The 24424-nt window shown below is 28.6% G+C and carries 18 protein-coding genes and 4 tRNA genes; 5 read left to right on the top strand and 17 right to left on the bottom strand.

Going from position 1 to position 24424, the window contains the following annotated elements:
• Positions 1-304: 304 nt before the first annotated feature.
• The 4 genes from trpS to aroK form a co-directional block, all read right to left on the bottom strand.
• Entirely contained in the window at positions 305-1303 is a 999-nt protein-coding gene (trpS, locus tag M9409_RS03145; protein WP_250226904.1) for a tryptophan--tRNA ligase, read from the bottom strand.
• A 237-nt stretch (positions 1304-1540) separates the two neighbouring features.
• Positions 1541-2209 (bottom strand): ribulose-phosphate 3-epimerase, encoded by a 669-nt coding sequence (gene rpe, locus M9409_RS03140; RefSeq protein WP_250226903.1) that lies wholly within the window; start codon positions 2207-2209, stop codon positions 1541-1543.
• 400 nt (positions 2210-2609) lie between these two features.
• Entirely contained in the window at positions 2610-3695 is a 1086-nt protein-coding gene (gene aroB, locus M9409_RS03135; RefSeq protein WP_250226902.1) for a 3-dehydroquinate synthase, read from the bottom strand.
• 54 nt (positions 3696-3749) lie between these two features.
• Entirely contained in the window at positions 3750-4286 is a 537-nt protein-coding gene (gene aroK, locus M9409_RS03130; protein ID WP_250227214.1) for a shikimate kinase AroK, read from the bottom strand.
• Between the two features lie 1435 nt (positions 4287-5721).
• Between aroK and M9409_RS03125 the strand changes: the two genes are divergently transcribed.
• A complete protein-coding gene (locus M9409_RS03125) occupies positions 5722-6312 on the top strand; it encodes an NfuA family Fe-S biogenesis protein (RefSeq protein WP_250226901.1) in 591 nt (196 codons plus the stop codon).
• A gap of 161 nt (positions 6313-6473) precedes the next feature.
• Here the strand turns inward: M9409_RS03125 and asd are convergent, their stop codons facing one another.
• A complete protein-coding gene (gene asd, locus M9409_RS03120; RefSeq protein ID WP_250226900.1) occupies positions 6474-7580 on the bottom strand; it encodes an aspartate-semialdehyde dehydrogenase in 1107 nt (368 codons plus the stop codon).
• A gap of 234 nt (positions 7581-7814) precedes the next feature.
• Here asd and M9409_RS03115 point away from each other — a divergent pair, with 234 nt between their 5' ends.
• Positions 7815-8408: a YhgN family NAAT transporter gene (locus M9409_RS03115; protein WP_250226899.1), complete on the top strand. Its 594-nt coding sequence runs from the start codon at positions 7815-7817 to the stop codon at positions 8406-8408.
• 461 nt (positions 8409-8869) lie between these two features.
• Here the strand turns inward: M9409_RS03115 and yigL are convergent, their stop codons facing one another.
• Both yigL and corA read right to left on the bottom strand, forming a co-directional pair.
• Positions 8870-9670, bottom strand: coding sequence for a sugar/pyridoxal phosphate phosphatase YigL (yigL, locus tag M9409_RS03110; protein ID WP_250226898.1), 801 nt, complete (start codon positions 9668-9670; stop codon positions 8870-8872).
• 379 nt (positions 9671-10049) lie between these two features.
• On the bottom strand, positions 10050-10994 hold the full coding sequence (gene corA / locus M9409_RS03105; RefSeq protein WP_250226897.1) for a magnesium/cobalt transporter CorA: 945 nt from the start codon (positions 10992-10994) through the stop codon (positions 10050-10052).
• 617 nt (positions 10995-11611) lie between these two features.
• On the opposite strand from corA, the gene M9409_RS03100 reads away from it, so the two are divergent.
• A complete protein-coding gene (locus tag M9409_RS03100; protein ID WP_250226896.1) occupies positions 11612-11752 on the top strand; it encodes a hypothetical protein in 141 nt (46 codons plus the stop codon).
• Positions 11753-13448: 1696 nt separating this feature from the next.
• On the opposite strand, the gene yigB is transcribed toward M9409_RS03100, so the two are convergent.
• Both yigB and dapF read right to left on the bottom strand, forming a co-directional pair.
• Positions 13449-14165 carry a 5-amino-6-(5-phospho-D-ribitylamino)uracil phosphatase YigB gene (gene yigB / locus M9409_RS03095; RefSeq protein ID WP_250227213.1) on the bottom strand — a complete coding sequence of 239 codons (717 nt, stop codon included), beginning with the start codon at positions 14163-14165 and terminating at the stop codon, positions 13449-13451.
• A 151-nt stretch (positions 14166-14316) separates the two neighbouring features.
• Entirely contained in the window at positions 14317-15156 is an 840-nt protein-coding gene (gene dapF / locus M9409_RS03090; protein ID WP_250226895.1) for a diaminopimelate epimerase, read from the bottom strand.
• A 983-nt stretch (positions 15157-16139) separates the two neighbouring features.
• Between dapF and hemC the strand changes: the two genes are divergently transcribed.
• Both hemC and hemD read left to right on the top strand, forming a co-directional pair.
• Entirely contained in the window at positions 16140-17042 is a 903-nt protein-coding gene (hemC, locus tag M9409_RS03085; RefSeq protein ID WP_250226894.1) for a hydroxymethylbilane synthase, read from the top strand.
• An 80-nt stretch (positions 17043-17122) separates the two neighbouring features.
• Complete coding sequence (gene hemD / locus M9409_RS03080) at positions 17123-17872, top strand: uroporphyrinogen-III synthase (protein ID WP_250226893.1); 750 nt, start codon at positions 17123-17125, stop codon at positions 17870-17872.
• Positions 17873-17994: 122 nt separating this feature from the next.
• Here the strand turns inward: hemD and M9409_RS03075 are convergent.
• The 8 genes from M9409_RS03075 to ilvA form a co-directional block, all read right to left on the bottom strand.
• Positions 17995-18068 (bottom strand) — tRNA-Pro (locus M9409_RS03075).
• Between the two features lie 111 nt (positions 18069-18179).
• Positions 18180-18264: transfer RNA gene (locus tag M9409_RS03070), tRNA-Leu, on the bottom strand.
• Between the two features lie 20 nt (positions 18265-18284).
• Positions 18285-18360, bottom strand: a tRNA-His gene (locus M9409_RS03065).
• Positions 18361-18403: 43 nt separating this feature from the next.
• Positions 18404-18477 (bottom strand) — tRNA-Arg (locus M9409_RS03060).
• A gap of 595 nt (positions 18478-19072) precedes the next feature.
• Entirely contained in the window at positions 19073-20332 is a 1260-nt protein-coding gene (gene rho, locus M9409_RS03055) for a transcription termination factor Rho (protein ID WP_250227212.1), read from the bottom strand.
• A 408-nt stretch (positions 20333-20740) separates the two neighbouring features.
• Entirely contained in the window at positions 20741-21109 is a 369-nt protein-coding gene (trxA, locus tag M9409_RS03050) for a thioredoxin (protein WP_250226892.1), read from the bottom strand.
• 226 nt (positions 21110-21335) lie between these two features.
• Positions 21336-22814 (bottom strand): ketol-acid reductoisomerase, encoded by a 1479-nt coding sequence (gene ilvC / locus M9409_RS03045; protein ID WP_250226891.1) that lies wholly within the window; start codon positions 22812-22814, stop codon positions 21336-21338.
• 57 nt (positions 22815-22871) lie between these two features.
• Entirely contained in the window at positions 22872-24416 is a 1545-nt protein-coding gene (gene ilvA / locus M9409_RS03040) for a threonine ammonia-lyase, biosynthetic (RefSeq protein WP_250226890.1), read from the bottom strand.
• Positions 24417-24424 lie beyond the last annotated feature (8 nt).

Raw genomic sequence — 24424 nt, 5'->3', positions numbered from 1 at the left:
TAGTTCTCAAAAATGTATTTTATATTTATTGCGTTAAAGGTAATAATAATGAATACATAAAATACAATTTATTTACATATAAATAATATAAATTAAATACAGTTGTAATTAGTACATTAAATTTTTTATTTATTTTCAATAACCAAAATTAGTATGGATGATTAATTTGAGTGTTCTGTAATAGATATTAATTTATGAAATTAATAATCTGATGAAGATATTGTTACATGTGTATTTTGATAAATTTTAACAAATATACATATTGCCGTTATTAATATGATAATTTTAAATTGATTATTTTTAATTAATCTCTCAATCCTATTGTTTTATACACTTTGTTTAAAGTAGCATTAGCTCTTTTTTGTGCTTTTTTTGCTCCTACATATAATATATTACGTAATTTGTCTTCGTTAACACGTTCAGTATAATAACGACTTTGTAATTTTTTTAACATCGATGAGACTGATTTAATAATTTCATTTTTTAACTGGGAATACGTTTTGTCTTTAAAAACCTCTTCTAAACACATAATAGTTTGATCACTTATTCCAGAAAGTATTTCTAATAAATTAGAAATACCCGGTTTGTTAACAGGATCATATTTAATCATGGGGGGTTCATCAGTATCGGTAACAGCGTGTTCAATTTTTCTTGATACTATATTAATATCGTCTAAAAGAGTAATCGTATTACCAGGTCTACTATCTGATTTGGACATTTTTTTATTTGGTTCTAATAAAGACATAATACGAGAACCACGTGTAGGAATAAATATTTCTGGAATAACGAAAATTCTTCCGTATGCATGATTAAAACGTTCGGCAATGTTACGTGTTAATTCTAAATGTTGTTTCTGGTCAAAACCAACTGGAACTAAATTAGTTTGATATAATAAAATATCTGACGCCATTAATACTGGATAGTTAAATAGCCCGATATTAAGATTTTCTTTTTGTTGTTTTAATTTTTCTTTAAACTGGGTCATACGATTTAGTTCTCCAAAGTACGTATAACAATTTAATAACCAATTTAATTGACTATGTTCTGGAACATGAGACTGAATAAATATTATACTGTTATTAGGATCAATGCCGCATGCTAAATATAAAGCTAATGTATCTAATGATGTGTTGTATAATTGGTGTAAATTATTCCGATTTGTAATTGCATGTAAATCTACTATACAGTAGATACATTGATAATCGTACTGCATTTTAACCCACTGACGTATCGCTCCGATATAATTACCGATAGTAAGTTTACCTGATGGTTGAGCCCCACTAAATAAAATTGGTTTATTCATACAGATATGTTCCATAGTGTTTATAATAAAACAAATAAAATGTTATTATTGTAAGGTTGCATAATAAAAACATGTAATTTGTATGATTATTAAATTACATAACTTAAAAATAGAATTATTTTATAAAATAAATAAATAATACATTAAATAATTTTTTTTTACATAGAAAACTATGGTAACAACATATAATGTTGCCTTTAATTATTTATCTACGAATAAAATACTAAACATCTTTCGTTATTGATTTCTCAAAACAGATCGAAAATCATGCATAACCTTGTAATAATTTGAAGATCCAAAGATGGCTGACCCTATAACAAACGTGTTTGCTCCGGCTTTTAAAATTGAATGTATGTTTTTTATATTAATGCCTCCATCTACTGCTAGATCAATATCATAATTGGAATTATCTATGAATTGACGTGTTTGACGTATTTTATTTAAAATCATAGGAATAAATAGTTGTCCGCTAAAACCAGGATTGACTGACATTAATACAATTAGGTCTATTTTATGCATTACGTATTCCAGACAGTTAAGGGTAGTACTAGGATTTAAAACTAATCCCGCTTTACATCCGTATTCTTTAATCAATTGTAGTGATCGATCAATATGTTCTGTTGCTTCTGGATGAAAACTAATATAATTTGCTCCAACAGCAGCGAAATCCGAAATTAATCGATCTATTGGTTTGGCCATTAAATGTACATCGATAGGGATATTAATGCCGTAATTACGTAGTGACCGTAACACCATAGATCCTAGGCTTAAATTAGGAACGTAATGATTGTCCATAACATCAAAATGTAAAATATCTGCTCCAGCAGATATCACATTGGTAATATCTTCTCCTAATTTAGAAAAATTAGCTGACAAAATAGATGGAGCTATTAAGAGACGTTTCATATAATTTCCATTAAAGATGATATCTTATACAATAGTTTTTTATTTTAATTTAATCAATCAAACAGACAGATAAATTGGAGGATGATATTATGATTTTGTATATAAAAATATTTTAATTTTTTTAAATCTATCAAGACAGAATTGTTACCAACAAGGATTTAGATTGTATATAGTTTGTATATGGACGCAATTAACTGTAGGTGTAAATTACTAATATTTTTATATTGCATAATGTATACATGGATCCCAAATATAATTTAAAATAAAGAACCTAATTAAATGTTACCATTGATGATAATTGAATTGAGTTACACTATAAAAAATAAACATATACGTCGATATTATTCATATATTGATATATATATTCAATTTTAATACTTTTAACCACTAAATACAGTTATTAGTGTTTAGTATCTTCAATGGATAAAGACACTAACTCATGGTTTACGTTAGAGACGGTTTTTACGTTGCCTATAGAAACAGGTAAAACTAAGTTGATCTGTCCTGATGTTGATTTTTTGTCGCGCGTCATATATTCCAAATAGTTTTCTGATGTCATTTCTTTTGGGCCGCGAACGGGTAAACCTGCTCGCGTTAATAATATTTTTATACGTCTTGCGTCACTAAAATTAAATTGATTTAAACGCAATGCAGTATTTACTGCCATCATGATACCTGCGGCTATAGACTCTCCGTGAGACCATTGTGAATAACCTAAGTATGATTCAATGGCATGGCCGTAGGTATGACCAAGATTTAAAATACTTCTAATATCCTGATCTCGTTCATCAATTGTAATTATAGATGCTTTTAATTCACAACAACGACGAATACAGTATACTAAAGATGGCAAGTGTAAAATTAACAAATCATCTAAATGGGATTCTAGCCAACTAAAAAATCTAGAATCAAGAGCTATGGCGTACTTAATGATTTCAGATAACCCAGAAGAAAACTCTTTCGTCGTCAACGTACTCAAGACGTCTAGATTAATCATAACTGCAATAGGTTGATGAAAAGCCCCAATCATATTTTTACCAAGTGTATGATTAATACCAGTTTTCCCTCCGATGGATGCATCTACTTGCGCAAGTAATGTTGTTGGAACTTGAATAAAACGTATGCCACGTTGGTATATTGCAGCTGCAAATCCAGTTATATCTCCAATGACACCTCCACCAAGAGCAATAAGTATTGTACTGCGATCATAATTTTTTTTCAGTAATTTAGTGAATATTGTGTCTAATGTAGTTAGAGATTTATTTTGTTCACCGTCTGGCAAAATTAGTTGATCAGTATTGATCCCTGATTTGATCAATAAATTAGATAATATATTTAAATAGATAGGTGCTACTCGATCATTGGTAATTACAACTACTGTATCCCCAACATTTAATGGCCAACAGGATGAAAAATTATTAAACAATTTGTCCGCAATAATCACTGGATAGCTTCTTGTTTGTAATTTTATGATAATTTTTTCCATAATAAAATCGTGAAAACTTTTAATATTACAATGATTAATTGATAATAATGAACGTCATATACCACTTTGGGCGCGAAGAGCAATAATTTTATTAACAACACTCCTGATATTTTGTTCGTTAGTAGAGATGCTTATATCTGCAATTTCTTCGTATAGCGGATTACGCTCTTTTGCTAACACTTCTAATAATGCGCGAGTATTTTTTGACACCGATGGTGATTTTAGCAATGGACGCCTTTTATCATGTTGTGTTCGCATTAATTGTTTGTCAATAGTTGTTTGTAAGTATACTACTAATCCACGATCGGAAAGATTATTTCGTGTTATGTAAGACTTGACAGAACCACCTCCAGTAGCTAATACAATTCCCTGTTTTTTCGTTAATTCATCGATGATTTTTTCTTCACGATCACGAAATTTAGCTTCTCCTTCTACGTCAAAGACCCAACTAATATTTGCTCCGGTACGAGTCTCAATTTCTTGATCAGAATCAAAAAATTCCATATTTAATTGACTTGCTAGTTGACGCCCAATGGTACTTTTTCCAGCTCCCATAGGGCCAATTAAAAAAACATTATTTTTTTTAAACATATTATTATGATATGAAAATGATTTCTTCATTTTATACGTTTCATCACTTTATATGAAGGATCTAACTGATCGATAAATGCACAGATATAAAAATATGAAGCGTTCAAATCATCGTATTTTTATAAATATACGTCCAATATATAATATATATAAACGATTACAATAATACTATTTATTCTCAGCACATGACAACATGTTATTATTGTAGTACAAATCTTTATCCAGATACAACTCAGAAACTTATTTATTCTTGTAGATCAGAATAAATTTAATAATGGATTAATGAATGCGATCACATACGGGTACGGAAATTAATTTAAGTTTTATATAGATGGAATGTTTTGATACAATGTAATGATGTTTACAATGAGTGATTTACAGTATTTTATTGTTGTAGGGTACAGAATGTTTTTATGTACAAAAGATAAATAATGGGTTTGAAAACGTTGTGTATTATAGTTTTCATCTCATTTTTACATTGACATTGATCCATAATTGATAATTAATTACTGTTGTTATACTTATGTAATTGAAATTATGTATTTCTTTCACTGAATAATATAAAATTATAAGTTATCGTGTTTTATAATTTATGCTGATATAGTATGTTAAGAATTTGGAATACATATATGTAATGTATGTATGAAGTTAGTCGTATTAATTATTATAATTATAAATTATTTTAATAAGTATTGAGCTATAGATTTCTGAATCATGAGCAATACTAATCTAATTGAAAAAAAGAAAGGTCTCATTATATTTTTAATGATAAAAAATTAAAAATTTAATATTAAGGTTCCTTAAACTTTTATTAAGTTGTGATTAGTAGCGGTATTATAAAATATTTTATTAGAATTAGTTGTTGCTGTCAGAAAATGAATGATTATTATTATTCAAATTTTTACACTGTATATACTTATATGATAAAGGTGTTTTATGGATTATACGTAGATATCATAATTATTTGTTCGTGGATTTAAGTATTCGTAAATATCTGTTATTAAAACATGATATGTCTATGAATTAATAATTATTTATGCAAGATACAATTTTTGGTTTTTTTGTGTTATATATTTTTTTAAAACATTTTTTAATTTTTTTTAAAAAATATAATAATTAATTTTCTGTCAATAGAAATCAAATTTTTAAAGCACTAAGATATATCAAATATGTTGTATCATGTTTATTTTAGGTTTTATATTATTCATATCTTGAAATGAATTGGTTATAATAACTTTGCAATATGAATAATATAGTTAATGGATTTTTTAATTTATACGCATAAACACAATTTGTATAGTATGACTTTATAAAGTAAACACATAAAAATAATATATATATATTGTTGAGAGGTATATAAAAAATACAGTTTATGCGTATATGCGCGATATACTATGAAGTATTATATCTTTAAAAAAATTAGGTATCATATCATATGATTTATATAACCCCAATTGCTCAAAAACATTTTGTTAAATTGCTAGTGGATAAAAAACCAGGAACTCAAATACGAGTGTTTGTAGTTCATCCAGGTACAGTTCATGCAGAATGTGGTGTTTGTTTTTGTCCGCCAGAAGAATTTAAATCCAGCGATATAGTTATTGATCTTAAGTTTTTTTCTGTACGCATTGATCAAGTATATGCATTTTTTCTTAAATCTGCGAAAATTGATGTAATGATGAATTCATTAGATTCTCAACTTACTATTAAAGCTCCTAACGCTACTAAAGAATTCAATAATACAAACAACAAGATGAACGATGATTCATTGGAAGAGCGAGTGAGACGTGTATTGCAATTTCAGATTAATCCTCAGTTAGAGCTACATGGAGGCAGTGTATCTTTAATACGTATTACCGAAGATCTATTAGCTGTTATTAAATTTTACGGGGGATGTAATGGCTGTACAATGGCTAGCTATACCATAAAAGAAGGAATTGAAACTACCTTAAAGAAACTTTTTCCAGAATTAAAAGGGGTATTAGATACAACGCAGCATCAACGTGGAACGCACTCTTTTTATTAAATATTTTATTTTTATTTTAATAAAAAATATTCTTAATAAGATAGAACTATAGGTGCATCTATCAATTAGTTTATTGATAGTTTTTGGTATTTGTATGTACTATTTACTTTCTTATTTTAATTATATATTTGTAAATTTAATTTTGTAAGAATAAATAAAAATTATAATAATTGACGTAACATCCTGCGTAATGGTTCAGCGGCGCCCCAAAGTAATTGGTCACCTACGCTAAAAGCTGAAATATATTGGTTGCCTGCATGCAGTTTCCTTAGCCGGCCAATAGGTATTTTAAGTGTTCCGGACACCATAACAGGATTTAATTTTTCTAATGATTGCGTAACATCGTTTGAGATAACTTCTACCCATTTATTATGAGATCGGAGTAATTCTTCTATTTCTATTAAACGAATATCTTTTTTTAGTTTTATAACAAATGCTTGGCTATGACAACGTAATGCACCTACACGTACACATAGGCTGTCTACTGTTATGATTTTAGAAGTATTGAGAATTTTATTAGTTTCTGATTGACCTTTCCATTCTTCTTGAGTTTGACCATTGAACATATAATCACCGATCCAAGGAATAACGTTGCCTACTAAAGGAACTTTAAAACAATCTACTAACAAGGAGTTAGTTTTACTAAACTTAGTGATTATATGTTCAATATCTAGAATAGCTGTTGAAGGAGGTGTTAATAAATCAGTCACTATATTGTATATTTGACCCATTTGTATTAATAGCTCACGCATGGCAAGCGCTCCACATCCAGAAGCCGCTTGATAAGTAGATGTGAAGATCCATTCGATCAAATTATGAGCAAATAATCCACCTAGAGACATCAACATTAAGCTTACAGTACAATTACCACCTACAAATGTTTTGATGCCGTTATTTATACCTTGTTCTATTAATCTTTGATTAACAGGATCTAACACAATAATTGCATCATCATGCATTCTTAAAAATGAAGCGCTATCAATCCAATACCCTGTCCATCCTATTTTTCTTAATTTTGGATACATAATTTTACTGTACGTGCTGCCTTGACATGTAATAATAATATCTAAAGAATTAAGTAGATCGGCGTTATAAGCATCTTGTAAAAATAATTCTTGTGATCCTTGAATATTTGGAGCATGTTCTCCTATTTGAGATGTAGAGAGAAATATTGAGTGAAAATGGTTAAAATCATCTTTTTCTTTCATACGATTCATTAATACTGAACCTACCATTCCTCTCCATCCAATAAACCCAACATTTTTCATTGTCAATCTCACAGTTATTATTAAGTATCAAAATATATGCATCTCAAGTAGTATAAAATACTGAACATTTTCATATAATACACTGCATATTATATGAAAAAATTACACATACATACTATGTCATGCATGTATTATAAGTAATATATTGTAATTATGTTTATAATTAATATTTATAATTTACGCTATAAAAAGCGCGGTGTACATAAAACGCAAATAACTTTTGGGAAAATAATAATGAATGAAATGATATCAGCTACAGTTTTATTGTTTTTAATCATGGATCCTATCGGAAATTTACCAATTTTTATGTCCATATTAAAAGATTTAGAACCAAAACGACGTCAAGTTATAATAATTAGAGAGATGGTAATCGCTTTATTACTAATGTTAGGATTTTTATTCGTTGGTGAATATATTTTAATATTTCTCAATTTACATACTGAAACAGTTTCAATATCCGGAGGTATCGTGTTGTTTTTAATTGCCATAAAAATGATATTTCCTTCAGAAGAAGGCAATGCTACTGGGTCTTTAGATGGAGAAGAACCTTTTTTAGTACCCCTTGCTATTCCTTTAGTCGCGGGTCCTTCAATTCTAGCAACGTTGTTATTATTGTCTCATCAATATCCCCAAAAAACTAATTTTTTAATTTTGGCATTAATTGTGGCTTGGGGATTATCTATGTTGATCTTGATGTTGTCTAATATATTTTCGCGTTTATTGGGTAGTAAAGGTATTGGTGCATTGGAAAGGTTAATGGGTTTGTTATTAGTAATGATTTCTACTCAAATGTTACTCGATGGAATACATAGTTATTTATGTGTATGATTAATGATTAATTAAAAAATTAATTTATTTCATATGTAAATATATTGGATATTTTAATTTTTATTTTTAATAGATTTTTATCATATTAACTAATGCGCATGGTTGTTTAAAAAAATAAATATATAAAATTTTATATATTTATATGTTTCGTTAAAATACAATAATCTGATTTTAATAGAATAATATATATTCCATGCATTCACTACTGTAGTGTATAATATTTCATGTTAAAAATGTGATTTTTTAAAAAATTTTATCGATTATTAAAATTATGTTTTTATTGTTTATTAAAATGATGCAAATATTTTATTATATATGAATGCAAGATATAGGATCATATACATGATACTTCGTGTAGTAAATTTGCATGGTTACTCATTGAGTAATACTACATATTAAACCATAATATTTTTGAAAAATATTATGGTTTAATATTACTCGTTAATGAAGAAATGGATTATTTATTGGCAATAAATATATTGTAAATAATGAGGTACTGCATCATCCTTATTGCTTCCAATGATCTCTAGGGAAGGAAGGGCGTCTTTTAGTCTTTGTTGTGCGTTGCTCATTATACATCCTTTTCCTGTCATTTCTAACATTTCTCGATCATTCATGCCATCTCCAAATGAAATGCAATCTTTTAGTTGATATCCTAATAATTTAACTACCTTCTCTAAAGCCTGTCCCTTAGAAACCCCTTCTGGCATCACTTCAAGACATGTAGGGAGTGAAAAACTAATATTGATTCGATGATTCCATCGTGCATGTAATTTTTTTTCTAAAGATAGCAATCGTTTGTAATTATTACTTGTGAAATATACTTTATAGATACCATGCAAGGGTGATGTATCTTTCTGATATATGTGATAATCAGATGCATATCCGTTATAAAAACAACTTTGATGTGGTTTTGATCGATTGATCAACCATTTATCATTATAAAAAATATTAGTAATAATTTGAGAATCATGGTGTACTATACGTAATAAATCAGCTGTAATTTCTGTAGGTAAATCATAAGAAGCAATTAATTTTCCGTTGGCATTATGTATTTTAGCTCCATTGGAAGTGATCATATAAGAATTAATTTTCAAATTATCACGTATTTGCATGACATTCGTGTGATGTCGACCAGTAGCAAAAACAAAATGAATATTACGAGCAGTTAACAATTTTAGAATCTTTTTAGTAAAAGATGTTAATCGGTGGTCCGGCGTCAGCAGGGTACCATCTAAATCAGACACAACGACGCGAAACATTAATTACCTCGTTTGTTTTACTGAAATGTAGCAATAACTGATATTATACATCAATGTGATTTCACATTATATCAATTAAAAGTTAATACATTATAGATATTATTTTGAATGATAATTTTGTTAAACGAATTTTTTTTTAAAAATAATTAAATATGAAAATTTTTAATTGTAAAATAAATAATTATTTTTGAAAATATTTTACAAGTTTATTAACTGATGATAATTAATATACATATTTAAAAATATCGAGTTTTTATTGTATCTTTACGTTGTAAAGATACATTCAGAATGCGATGTTAAAGTATTTCAGCTTAATCACATTAGTATTGTTTATAATGAACATTATGTATATTGATACCAATCATCATATTATTAATATTTATAGCCAATTTTTATATTTGAAATAGATGTATGGAGCAAGTCCTGATAGAATCATTAAAATAATGGCGCTAGGATAACCAAATGACCATTGTAATTCTGGCATGAATTTAAAATTCATGCCGTAACTAGATGCTATCAAAGTTGGGGGTAAAAAAATAACTGAAAAAATTTTTATAATTCTATTTTGTTCGATATTAATAAATCCCATTGCTGATTGAGTTAAAGAGCTTACTTGATGAAATACATATTCATTATGAGGTAATAGCGATGTAATTTCACTTAAAATATTATTAGCATATTGTTGTTGTACTACAGATAATTTTACTTTACGTATTAAAAATTTTATTCCTCTTTCAGTATCTAACAAGTTAACACGGATTTTCCAACCTATATTTTCCAATATAGCTAAATCAGAAAGTGCATGATCGTATTCTTCGATTTGTTGACCGTTCATAATGACAGAACTCAATGTTTCTAAAGTGGAATAAATATGTTCTATTTTATTTGCTAGATCATCAAGTTTTACCTCAAATAAATTTAATAATAATTCATAAGCATTTCCATTAATCAACAAATGATTATGTAAATGTTTTTGGTACATATAAAATACCGGAAATTCTTTTTTACGTGAGGTATATAGACATCCATTGTGAATGGTAAAGAACACACTAGAGTTATCCATTTGTTTTTGGTTGTTATATGTAAGGAAAAAAGAATGAATGTGTAATCCATTTTTATCTTTAAAAAAACGTTCAGTTTTGTTGATATCTTTCAGTTTAAAAAATTTTATTTTTTGGTGAAGTAATATATTTGGCATATAATTATGGTTATCGTCATGTGAATCTATTATATCAATCCAAATAATATTATTTAATAATGATGTTTTATCTTTTTCATTAATACGAAATAAATGATTATTTTTTAATTGAAATATATTAAACATATATTATTGTTTCCTTAAAGAATACAATTAGTCATACGCTATGATCACAATAACTAAAATTAGATAACCCAATAACTATTTTTTGTCACATAATGTCGATAATATGCATTACATAACACAAAAGAACAGTTATAAATAGTCGCCATGAGGTATTAAATATCTGTAACGTGTAAATAATTCGTAAGGTTTTTTATTTATTTAATAAATATAATTCAATTATGATAATATATTTAAATATATCTGTGGATGTTATTTACTGAGATATTATAAGTCTAATCTTCAGATTAGAGCGGGCATGTTACGCCTAGAATGAAAAGGTTGTCAAATATTTATAAACATTTTCTATCTCAATATAGATATGTTTGAATTATATAATAATCTTAATGAGGATTAGAGTAATAACTCTCTGAAAATTTAATAAAATAGCAATACAAGCCCCTACCAATAACAGGGCTGCGCTCCTGATGAATGATGTCAACATACTTTTAAAAAGTCCTATTGGTAATTTATTTTAACAAAATCCAGATAGTGATTGAATGACCTTTTTCTGTAAATATAACGAGTTTCAGCATAAACTAATTGTTAATTTATGTAAGAACGTGTGATGTCAAATATCAATGAATCTATGGTTTTCTTTTAATAAATCCTTGTTAGTTAAAGAAATAATAATTTGGAAAATCAAGCCTATAATGAATACTTGGGAAAATTCTAATCCTTTTGAAGGATGTAGCATCATGTGTTGTACTGCATCTGGATAAGTGTTAGATGAATTTTATTCAAATTATTATAAAAATAAATATACGATAAAAATTGTTGTAACGGATGCGTATTTATTGTTAATTCTGATAGAATGTTTGTATTGTTCATTCATTGCTATCAACTCTTCAACATTTGTATATTTTCATAATATGCTGGTGTTGATGTATTTTTATACATATCCCATAATCCAATTTGTCTAACAATACAACAATTTGTTCATGAAAAGGTATAATTGGTGGGTATTTGACTTCTTAAAGAATCTATCAACATAATAAATTATTTTAAAGGCAATAGCAGATCTTCCTTTAAAAAATTTTTGTTTGAAATAAATAAGCTGCTTTCCACAAGCTTAAGTGACTTAAATGAGCGGATATTATTTATTAAATAATTTCTACAGTATGTTGACTAATTCTTCTATTAGGTGTACATACTTCGTATGTAATCAGTGTTACTATTTCGTGAACAATAAATTTTAATAAGCTATGATAATATCCTTAATTTCTTTGTGTTCAAAAAATCCTGTCCCTCTGTATATTTGGTGAGATACATTATTTTTAATAAAAAATTTTTTTATAAAAAAGATTTGAAAATTATTTCAATATAAAACAATATGCGCATTTAGTGAACTATTTCATTTTTCTTTTTAATTGATTAAGTTATTTTCTATGAATATAATTTCTTTTATTACGATATCAGAACGATAAAAATCTTTTATTTTTACGTGTTTATAAATTTTTTAAAACGAAATATGTTTAAAAAAATGGGGATATCTGTAGTATCTTCAGATACTATCAGTGATCGGTAGTTTTTTTATAATTTTATATCTTCAAAATTTTCTAAAAATTGTTAAAAATTTTTTTAATTATGTTCCTTTTCAATTATAAATAAACAATCATCATCTCAACAATGATTAAAAATTTGTCATCACCCCTGATGACGGTGTAAATTAATCATATTGAGGTATATTGATATTTTGAAATTCATCTACCAAATAAAATATTAAGAAATTTTTTTGATAATCTAAAACATCTGGATAATTTTAAAATAATATATATATTAATAATTCATGAAAATCTACTAATCCGGAACGGATTATATATTTTGTAGTAAAGGTTCTAAATTCGGAACTATGACATTTATGTTGAATTTCTATTAATGTTTTTACTTAGATTATCCCAATCTTATCTTTCTCTGTATTGATAGAGTGCATAGATTGCATACGCTATATTTATTTTTTGTTTAATTTAAGTAAACGTGCGTATTAATTTTTTAAAAAAGTTGAATATTGGTGGTTCTTATCAAGAATTTGAAAATTTTTTGGTAATAAATTTACATCATACGTAATGAGCATGTAGTTATCTATTTGACAATCCACGAAAGCATTAGTCCACAAATTATTTGTTTTTTGAATACCAATATACGTATGCAATACGATTGTATTCGTAAAAATAATTGCCATTATTAACTATGGTATATATTTTTTACTAATTGTAACTAAGGAGTACGATTATTATTAATATTCGAGTGGTCCGTTACTATTTTAGATAACACCAATATATTTTTAAAATTATTAGAAGTTATTATTTCTTGCTGTCTGTCATTTAGTGGATCAAGAAGATTATAAATATTAATTAAAATATTGCACGCATGGTAAATAATCGTTTATAAATATGTGAATCAACACAATTACGCATATTATAATAAATATGTTAATGATGCTAATTTTGAAATTTTCAAATGTGGTAACAATTTTGTATCAATTGAAAAAAAACGATTTAAATTGTATTGGCTAATCCAACAGGACTGCATTCCAGCATGTATAGCTCCTTTTACATCTGTGTTTAAGTCATCTCCTACATGTAAAATATTTTTACAGGATATTCCAAAACGCTTAGAAGCCAAATAATACATATCTGTATAAGGTTTAGCGCGGCCATGAATTCCAGCGCGTAATACATCTTGAAAATATTTTTGTAATCCACAAAAAACAGGATTTGCATTACCATTAGTGATTGCAATTAATGGCCATTTAGAACTTAATGCTGATAATACATCATGTGTACTAAAAGAGATACTGATTTTGTTGCGCCAATGTATAATAATTTCCATAGTATAATCAGCTCCTAATTGTGCTTCATGTTTAGTTAAACCTGATTGTAGTAAAATTATTTTTAAAGATTTCCAACGCCAATAATTTACATCATGGTAAATATCTGGTTCCGTAAGTCGAAGTGTTTTACGTGCTTGATAATAATCCTTTTTTTGTATTTTAGATAATGCGGGATGATATTGTTGTAAAAACAATAGTGATTTTTCTTCAGCTTGATTTATTATTGGATAATTATCGTATAATGTGTTATCTAAATCTAGAGTTATAGCATGAAAAGGTTGTAATGTACGGTAAAAATGCATAAGTTGTACCTTTAATGTTGTTAAATTAGAATCGTTATATCTTTCGTCAATGAAAGATGTATATATACGATCATCATACACATAAAATTAGGTATTAATTAAATTTTAAATATAAAAATATGTGCGTTGAAAAATAATATTTGTCGCAGGTTTATTGTATGTTTTGTAAATTAATGTGCCCATCATATACATAAGACGTTGATCCAATCATGTACAATGCATTACTTGCTCCTTTCCAATTTATTGATATAGTACCTCCGGGCAAGTTTACGTTTACTGATTCATATAATAACCCTTGTTGAATACCTACGGCAACTGCCGCGCAGGCGGCGGTTCCACAAGACTGAGTTTCTCCTACGCCGCGTTCATATACTCGTAATTGAATGTTATTACGATTGATTATTTGCATAAAACTTACGTTAACTCGTTCTGGAAAACAGTGATGATTTTCTAATGCTGATCCTAATGAAGTAACTTGGATAGTTTTTATTGATTCTACTAAAATAATACAATGAGGATTACCCATGGATACCATTCCACATAGTATGATTTCTGTAGGTAAGAATAAAATATAAATTTTTTGATATTGTGACGTATAAAATGGAATAAGTGTCGGATCAAAAATAGGTGAGCCCATATTGATAGATACGTGATTTTCATTCATGATGGATGAAATGATGTGATTGGTGCGAGTGCTAATATGAATATTTTGTTTTTTATTAGTTAATTTTTTGTAGTAGACAAATTGTGAAAAACAACGCATACCGTTACCACATTGGTTTGCTTCTGTTCCATCCGCATTATAAATTCTACAATGAAAATCTATTGTTGGATCATAGGGAGGCTCTACTATTAATAATTGATCAAATCCAATTCCATAACATCGATTTGCTAAATGTTTGATATTTTCAGCAGTAAGATGTATATTTTGTGTGATAGCATCTATGATGACAAAATCATTGCCCAATCCATTCATTTTGGTAAATCGCATATTCCCTCCACATGATATAAAAAATTTAAATGTGCATCACTCACTAATTTTTGAAAATTTTTTAATATTTTATTGTATTCAATTATTGTTTGATTTTATCGTATTTATGCAATCTCTTCAAAAAAAATGAAAATATTGTTGGTTACATTGTAAAATAGAATGAATAAATATGGTTACATAATATATAATCATGTATAAAAAGAATATAGCTCGTTCTGTTTAGAAAATATCTTATGTAAATTTCAAGAAATAATATTATTTTCATAATATCTATCTTTTGTTATCTATTTTAATTTTATAAATTTTACAAATGATTAACATATTTAAATTATAATTAATTTTTGAATCATTATAAATATGATTATGTTGGAATGATCTATAAAGATGTATTTTTATCTAAAATAAAAACATCATTTTTTAAGAGTACAGTTTTTGTTAAAAGTATTTTTTTTGACACTATTATAATAAAATTGATAGTATTTTAAATAACTAAAAATTTTTAAATCTGTGTTATGTCACAAATAGTATTTTTTTATTTTTATCAATAATCGAAGTATTGAATTTAAATAAATGGAATTAATTTATTCATTAATAATGATCAAACTATTTTATGCAGAATTCTTTATTTTTAATATTGACAAAAAATAATATAAAATTAAAAGTATTGAATGTGGTATTATTAAAATAATTATAAGTAATAACATCTGGAAAGAACTTCTTACATAACTCATCGAATAACTATTTATTGGAATATTAATCTTTCAAATATCAAAAAATTATGATGTGTACAAGATTAGCAATCTGAACTTAACGATTTATTTTAATAATTGATTACAAAAAAAGTAAAACTGATTGAATTAATCAAATTATTTATTTGTTTTACGAATTTTTAATAAATGTTATTTCTTATAATAAAATTGCATATGTAAAAATATTTATATTAATTGAAGATTAGATTTATATATTTTAACATAATTATATTAATGAAAAGTAAAATTTTAAAAATTGCTACTCGAAAAAGTCGACTGGCTATTTCTCAAGCTCAATATGTTTATGATGAATTAAAACGTTATCATCCAACATTACACATAGAATTAATGCCTATTATTACAACAGGAGATAAATTTTTAAATATTGATTCAAAAAATAAAATTAAAAAAGGCGCATTTATTAAAGAATTAGAATACGCTTTAATAAACTTTCGCGCTGACATTGCTGTCCATTCTATGAAAGATATTACGGTGCCTGTGCCAAATGAATTAACTCTTCCAGTTCTGTGTAAACGCAATGATCCACGTGATGCTTTTGTTAGCGTAAAATACCCTAATATGGATACATTGCCTATTGGCAGCACAATAGGTACATCAAGTTTACGTAGACAATGTCAAATACGAGCGCAACGCCCAGATCTGGTCATCGGTAATTTGAGAGGTAATATAGATACTAGATTAAAAAAATTACAATACGGACAGTATGATGCAATAGTTTTAGCTGTAGCTGGATTAAAACGGTTACACTTACATGAGTATATTCGCGTTTATTTTGATCCGTCTGATTTATTACCAGCAATGGGACAAGGTGTCATAGCTATTGAATGTCGTTCAGATGATATTGATATTGTATCCTTATTATCTCCATTATATCATCGAGAAACTTCATTGTGCGTTAGAGCAGAGCGCGCGGTTACTACTTATTTAGAAAGTTATTGTCACTTACCAATTGCTAGTTATGCTGAAATTAAAGAGGATCAAGTGTGGTTACGAGCACTTATCGGGTTACCTGATGGTAGTAAAATTATTCGTACCGAAGGAAGAGCACCTTTGGATCAAGCAGAAAAATTAGGTTTTCTTCTTGCTGAAGATTTATTAATTAAATTTAAACAATAATATGTTTTTGATTTGATTTGATTTGATTTGATTTGATGCAATTGTGTGTCAAATAAAATTTAATGTAGTTGACAAAAACTATGAATATTTTAATTACTCGTCCTTCTCCACATGGAGAGCAATTGGTGAAGAAATTACTTTATTTTGGTAAATTTGCGTATCATTTACCATTAATTTTTTTTTCTGCAGGAAAAACATTGTCGTCATTAGAATATCAGTTAAATCTACTTTCTGAAGGAGATTTGTTATGTATTGTATCACAGAATGCAATTAAATATGCTCACAATCAGTTACTTGACGTAGGAATATCTTGGCCTACTAAATTATCATATTATTCCATTGGTCACGCGACCAGTATAATGATGCACAAGTTATCAGGAATATTGGTGAAATATCCTAAATATCAGGAAACTAGTGAAAATTTATTACGACTACCCGAACTAATGTATAGTTATGGAAAACGTGCTCTTATTTTGAGAGGTAATAATGGACGTACTATTTTAGACCATACCCTTCAAAGAAGAGGAGTATTTGTTGCATCCTACGAATGTTATAGTAGACTGCCATTGCAGTATGATGGAGAAGAACAATCATCTAAGCTATTAGAATTAAATATTAAAATAGTAGTAGTTACTTCTGGAGAAATACTACAACAACTGTATTATTTAATTCCTGAATTCTATCGTACATCTTGGTTACTACGATGTAAATTAATCGTAGTAAGTTTACGTCTAGCTAATTTAGCTAGACGTTTGGGTTGGACAGATATCATCATAGCGCAGTCAGCAAACAATGAAGCATTAGTTCATGTTTTGATTAAACATTCGTAATTTTATGTTTCTAATTTGTATTTAACAATCATTTTATGAACATAGGCATGTAAAATTTTTAAAAATTAAAAAAATGCAATAAAAACGTACAATGATTCTCATCATTGTAAGGTTTATAAGAGTCGGCGAGAGAGGATTTGAACCTCCGACCTCCTGGTCCCAAACCAGGAGCGCTACCAAGCTGCGCTACTCGCCGATAGTTTATTAAACTTTCATGTGATTTTTATATTATATATTCTCCATTAAAGAATATTGAAATACTAATAATAAATCATTTACATTGATAATATAATGGCAATTATCCTGCTGCGAAGGAAGGGATTTGAACCCTCATGTCTTGATAAGACACTAACTCCTGAAGTTAGTGCGTCTTCCTATTCCGCCACCTTCGCTGTATTTCATTTATTTTTAATGGGGTGATTGATGGGATTCGAACCCACGACTTCTGGAACCACAATCCAGAGCTCTACCAACTGAGCTACAATCACCATAGATCAACTTCAATTTTTCATAAAAATTTGAATCAATCAATGCGTCCGACAGGATTTGAACCTGAAACCTTCGCCTCCGGAGGGCGATGCTCTATCCAGTTGAGCTACGAACGCCTAAATCTACATGAGTAGATATTCAGATTTATATTAATAAGAATATGAATCGATCAATTTGTGCTAATAATTTTTCCTACATATATACTGCTCATTAAATTTTATTACAAACAACACGTAGAAAGAAATCTATGAAAATTACAGAATGTTTTATAGTTATAATGTATTTTTAAAATATTTGTATACATTGCTGTATACATAAATCTATATAGTAGACGAAAGGATACTATGTGTAAATATATATCTTCAATATTAGTGTACGCATATTTTATCACATATCGGTATTTGTGTAATATATATATATATATTGAAATAATTAATTTAAATTTTATTACTGATACATAAAGATATGAGAAATATATGGTTTGCAATCATTTTTGATAAAATCGCATCATTTAATTCATGAAAACAAATTATTGCAAAGAATATACATGGAGCAACAATATTCCACTGTATAGAATAATTAAAATTTTATACAAATGATCATTAAAAAAATTTTTTATGTAAAAATCTGACAAATCATGGATATAAAAAAGTAAATAGTCTATTTTATAACATGTGTTTAATACAGTATAATAATAATTATTGTAATAAATTAACAGCGTTTCATCATGTCAAAGAATTCATCATTGGTTTTAGTCATAGATAATTTATTCATCATAAATTCCATGGCATCAATTTCACTCATTGGATGAATAATTTTTCTTAAAATCCATATTTTTTGAAGTTCATCTTGAGTGGTTAATAGTTCTTCTTTCCTAGTTCCAGAACGATTGTAATCAATAGCTGGGAAAACACGTTTCTCAGCTATCTTCCTTGACAAATGTAGTTCCATATTACCAGTGCCTTTAAATTCTTCATAAATTACTTCATCCATTTTTGATCCAGTATCTATCAAAGCAGTGGCTATAATAGTCAAGCTGCCTCCTTCTTCCATATTACGAGCAGCGCCAAAAAAGCGTTTTGGACGATGTAAAGCATTGGCATCAACTCCTCCTGTCAACACTTTTCCGGATGAAGGTACTATAGTATTATAAGCTCTCGCTAATCGAGTAATGGAATCTAACAAAATAATAACATCTTTTTTATGCTCCACTAATCGTTTAGCTTTCTCAATGACCATTTCGGATACTTGAACGTGACGAGAAGCTGGTTCATCGAAAGTAGATGCGATTACTTCCCCGTGTACCAAGCGTTGCATTTCAGTAACTTCTTCTGGACGCTCGTCTATTAGAAGTACTATCAATACACAGTCTGGATGATTATGACTAATACTTTGTGCAATATTTTGAAGAAGTATAGTTTTTCCAGCCTTAGGGGGTGCTACAATTAAACCGCGTTGCCCGCGCCCAATCGGTGATGCTAGGTCCAATACCCTTGCGGTTAGGTCTTCTGTAGAGCCATTTCCTCGTTCCATACGTAATCGTGAATTGGCATGTAGTGGAGTAAGGTTTTCAAATAAAATTTTATTACGAGCGTTTTCTGGTTTATCATAATTTACATCATTGACTTTGAGTAATGCAAAATAACGTTCTCCTTCTTTTGGGGGTCTAATTTTTCCAGAAATAGTATCTCCAGTGCGTAAATTAAAACGACGAATCTGGCTGGGAGACACGTAAATATCATCTGGTCCAGCAAGATAAGAACTATCGCTTGATCTAAGAAATCCAAAACCGTCTTGTAATATTTCTAATACGCCATCTCCAAAAATGTCTTCTCCAGTTTTAGAATGTTGTTTAAAAATAGCAAAAATAATATCTTGCTTACGCATACGTGCTAAATTTTCTAGACCCATACCTTCTCCGAGATGTACTAATTCAGAAACTGGTATGTTTTTTAATTTCGTAAGATTCATCATTATGGATTCTTAAATTGGAGTTATATAATACTGTTGGTATTACAGATATAAAGTATACATGCAACATAATGTAATATTTTCCTTTATAACCCATATTGGAATTGCTTATTCTAAGCTCGCAATATCGAGCACGAACACACGTCAAGTGTTATATTTACTATCGGATTATTACAGAAAATAGATTTACAAAAATTTATCGGTAATCTTTTCAATCATATTGAAACTATGGTTATAATTAATTGTGCAAATTAAATTGTGTTACCTGTATTGCCACCATGTAATAGTAGCAATACGTTTAGATTCCATTATAAATTTAAATATTTATGATTAATCATATACACGTGAGCTATCATTCTACTGTAATCTCAAAGAAACGTCTACTAACATATAAAATAATTTCAAAAATTATGAATGTTTTAAACCAGTATCTGTGTTTGTATATATCTTCAAAAATTCTTGTAATTTTTGTTTAGACAGCAACCCTACTTGAGTGGATAACACTGTTCCATGACGAATTAATAATAAAGTTGGGATACTCTTAATTCCGTAGTGTTTAGTAGTTATTGGGTTTTCATCTATATTTAATTTTGCTACTTTTAGTATGTCACTAAATTCAACAGCAATATCTTCTAAAATGGGTATCATTGCTTTACAGGGATTACACCAGTTGGCCCAAAAATCAATTAAAAAAAGATTATTTTTTTGATTATTAGTAGAGTTTAACACTGTTTCTTTAAAATTAGAATCGGTCAGTTGTACGATAATTTGATTCATTTATCCTCCTTACAATTTATTTTATGATGATTTTACAATAATTATTGTGAGTGTATTTGTTGTTATATATGTTGTTGAACATTTAAAGTTCATTTGTATCAGTAGTTATACAAAATGATTTCATTGTTTTTTATTCAAAAAGAATTCATGTTTATTCAGAAGTTAATGTAATAATCTTTCATTGCAATACTGTCGTTATAATTATGGAAAGTTTATTTTTTAACTATTAATTAAATGATAGACTTTTTATGTTTCGCATATAGCTTCTTAGTTGAGTTCCAATTTTTTCTATTTTGTGATTTCTAATCATGTTATTGGTGTTGCGTAAAACAATGTTATCAACATTAATATTTTCGGATGACATACCTAAATCACCTCGTATTAAATTAGGTATTATAGTCTTTTTTAACAAAGGTACTACTGTGTCGCAAAATAAATAATTACCGTATTCTGCGGTGTCAGAAATTACCATATTCATTTCATATAATTTTTTACGAGCTATAGTATTTGCGATTAATGGTAATTCATGTAATGATTCATAATAGGCTGATTCTGGTGCTATTCCAGATTTTATCATTGTGTCAAAAGATAGCTCTACACCTGATTTGATTATAGCTACCATTAATACTCCATAATCAAAATACGTTTGTTCCTGAATTTTTTGTTGATAGTTTGGAGCTTGTTCTAATGGAAGTTGACTGGTTTGTTTTCTCCAATTAAGTAATTTAGAATCGTTATTTTCCCAATCTAACATCATTTCTTTAGAAAATATTCCATTAAGTATATTTTCCATATGTTGTTCGAAAATTGGTTTTAATATATTTTTTAGTTTTTCAGATAATATAAAAGCACGTATTTTAGCGGAATTAGATAATCGATCCATCATTAATGTAATGCCTCCTTGTTTTAATGCTTCAGTTATGACTTCCCATCCGCATTGAATAAATTTTCCTGCGTATGCAGCATCAACACCATTATTAATCATGTAATCAAAACAAAGAATAGATCCGGCTTGTAACATTCCACACAAAACAGTTTGTTCTCCCATAAGATCTGATTTCACTTCTGCTATAAACGAAGATTCTAATACCCCAGCTCGATGACTACCAAGTGCAAATGCCCAAGATTTTGCTAACGTCATGCCCATATCATATGCATTGTTTTCTTCATGTACAGCAATTAAAGCAGGTACTCCAAATCCTCTTTGATATTCTTGACGAACCTCTGTACCAGGGCATTTTGGAGCGACCATTATAACTGTAATATCTTGACGAATTTTTTCTCCAACTTCTACAATATGAAATCCATGTGAATACCCTAATGTAGCTCCATGTTTCATTAAGGGTTCTATTTCTTGTATCACTGATGTGTGATATTTATCTGGAGTTAAATTAATAATTACATCTGATTTGGGAATAATTTCGTCATAAGTTCCTACAGAAAATCCGTTTCGTGTCGCTTTTTCCCAAGATTCTTTTTTATTAATAATAGATTCACGACGTAAAGCGTATACAACGTTTATACCTGAGTCTCTCATATTTAAACCTTGATTCAAACCTTGAGAACCACAGCCTATTATGGCTACTTTTTTAGATAATAAAGATTGAATTCCATTGGAAAATTCATTGTTACTCATAAATCGGCATTTTTTCAAATGTTTTAATTTTTGCATAAAAGTTAATGTATTAAAATAATTTTTATTCATAAAATGTCTCTTTAAATAATGTTAAAATAATTTGATGATTTTTATCGCAATGTTTTATTAATTTAAAAATACTTTAAATACTGGATTAGTTGTAACATCGTGCCATTCGTATCCTAATTTAGATAGATATTCTTTAAATTCTGGTTCTTTTTGATTGGATAGTTCAAATCCGGCTAAAACACGTCCGTAATCAGTGCCATGATTTCTATAATGAAATAAAGAAATGTTCCAATTAGCACCTAAAGTATGAAGAAATTTCAATAACGCTCCCGGAGCTTCTGGGAACTCAAAACTAAAAATTCGCTCCTGTAAAGGTTGAAATAAACGTGTTCCTACCATGTATTTAACATGCAATTTAGCCATTTCGTTATCAGATAAATCTACCACGTGAAAACCATTAGAAAGTATTTCTTGTACTATCGTTTTTCTTTCGGAATGCCCTTGTTTTAAACGTATACCAATAAAAACACAAACGTTTTTAGATCCATTGAATCGATAATTACATTCCGTTACTGATCTGTTTCCTAATATTTTATAGAATTCCAAAAAACTACCTTTTTTTTCTGGGATAGTAATCGCCATTAATGCTTCTCGTTGTTCTCCTAATTCACAACGTTCTGAAATATAACGTAGTTCATGAAAATTTATATTGGCACCCGAAAGAACATGAGCTAATCTTTCACCGCGGATTGAATGTTTTTGAATATACTTCTTCATTCCAGCTAACGCTAAAGCACCTGAGGGTTCAGCAATAGCACGTACATCTTCGAATAAATCTTTTATTGCAGCACAAATTGCATCATTATCTACTGTAATTACATCGTCTAGGTATTCCTGGCATAAACGAAATGTTTCGTTGCCAACGCATCGTACAGCTACTCCTTCAGCAAATAGACCCACTTTATGCAACCATACTGGCATACCAACTGATAATGCGGCGCATAAAGAAGCCGATTCTGCTGATTCAACTCCTATAACTTCTATTTGAGGCATAAGATGTTTAATTAATACAGATACACCTGCAGCTAATCCCCCTCCTCCTACTGGAACAAAAATACGATCTAAATGCGCATCTTGCTGCAACAATTCCATCGCTAATGTTCCTTGACCTGCGATTACCGTTGGATGATCAAATGGAGGAATAAAAGTTAATTGATGTTTATCAGCTAAATACATGGCTTTAATTTTAGCCTCATCGAAATTAGCTCCACATAATAACGGTTTCCCTCCAAAATCGCGTACCGCATCTATTTTTATGTCAGCAGTATTTATAGGCATAACAATTACAGACGTAATACCTAGATGAGTAGCAGAAAAAGCTACCCCCTGAGCGTGATTACCTGCTGACGCGGTAATAACTCCAGAAGATTTTTGTGTTTCATTAAGACTCGATATCATAGCATAAGCTCCACGTAGTTTAAAGCTATGTACTGGCTGTCTATCTTCCCGTTTAACTAATACTGTATTTTCAAGACGTTCTGACAATTTATTCATAATTTGCAATGGAGTTATTTGAGCTACTTCGTATACATGGGAACGCAAAGCAGTGCGCAGATATTCTGCAGGACATGGTGCATGAGAAAAAGAATAAAATTTTTTCATTCAGGATG

Source organism: Blochmannia endosymbiont of Camponotus sp. C-046, from assembly GCF_023585865.1.
GTDB lineage: Bacteria > Pseudomonadota > Gammaproteobacteria > Enterobacterales > Enterobacteriaceae > Blochmanniella.
Note: the sequence above shows the minus strand (reverse complement) of the source record. Positions and strands in the feature narration are given on the sequence as shown.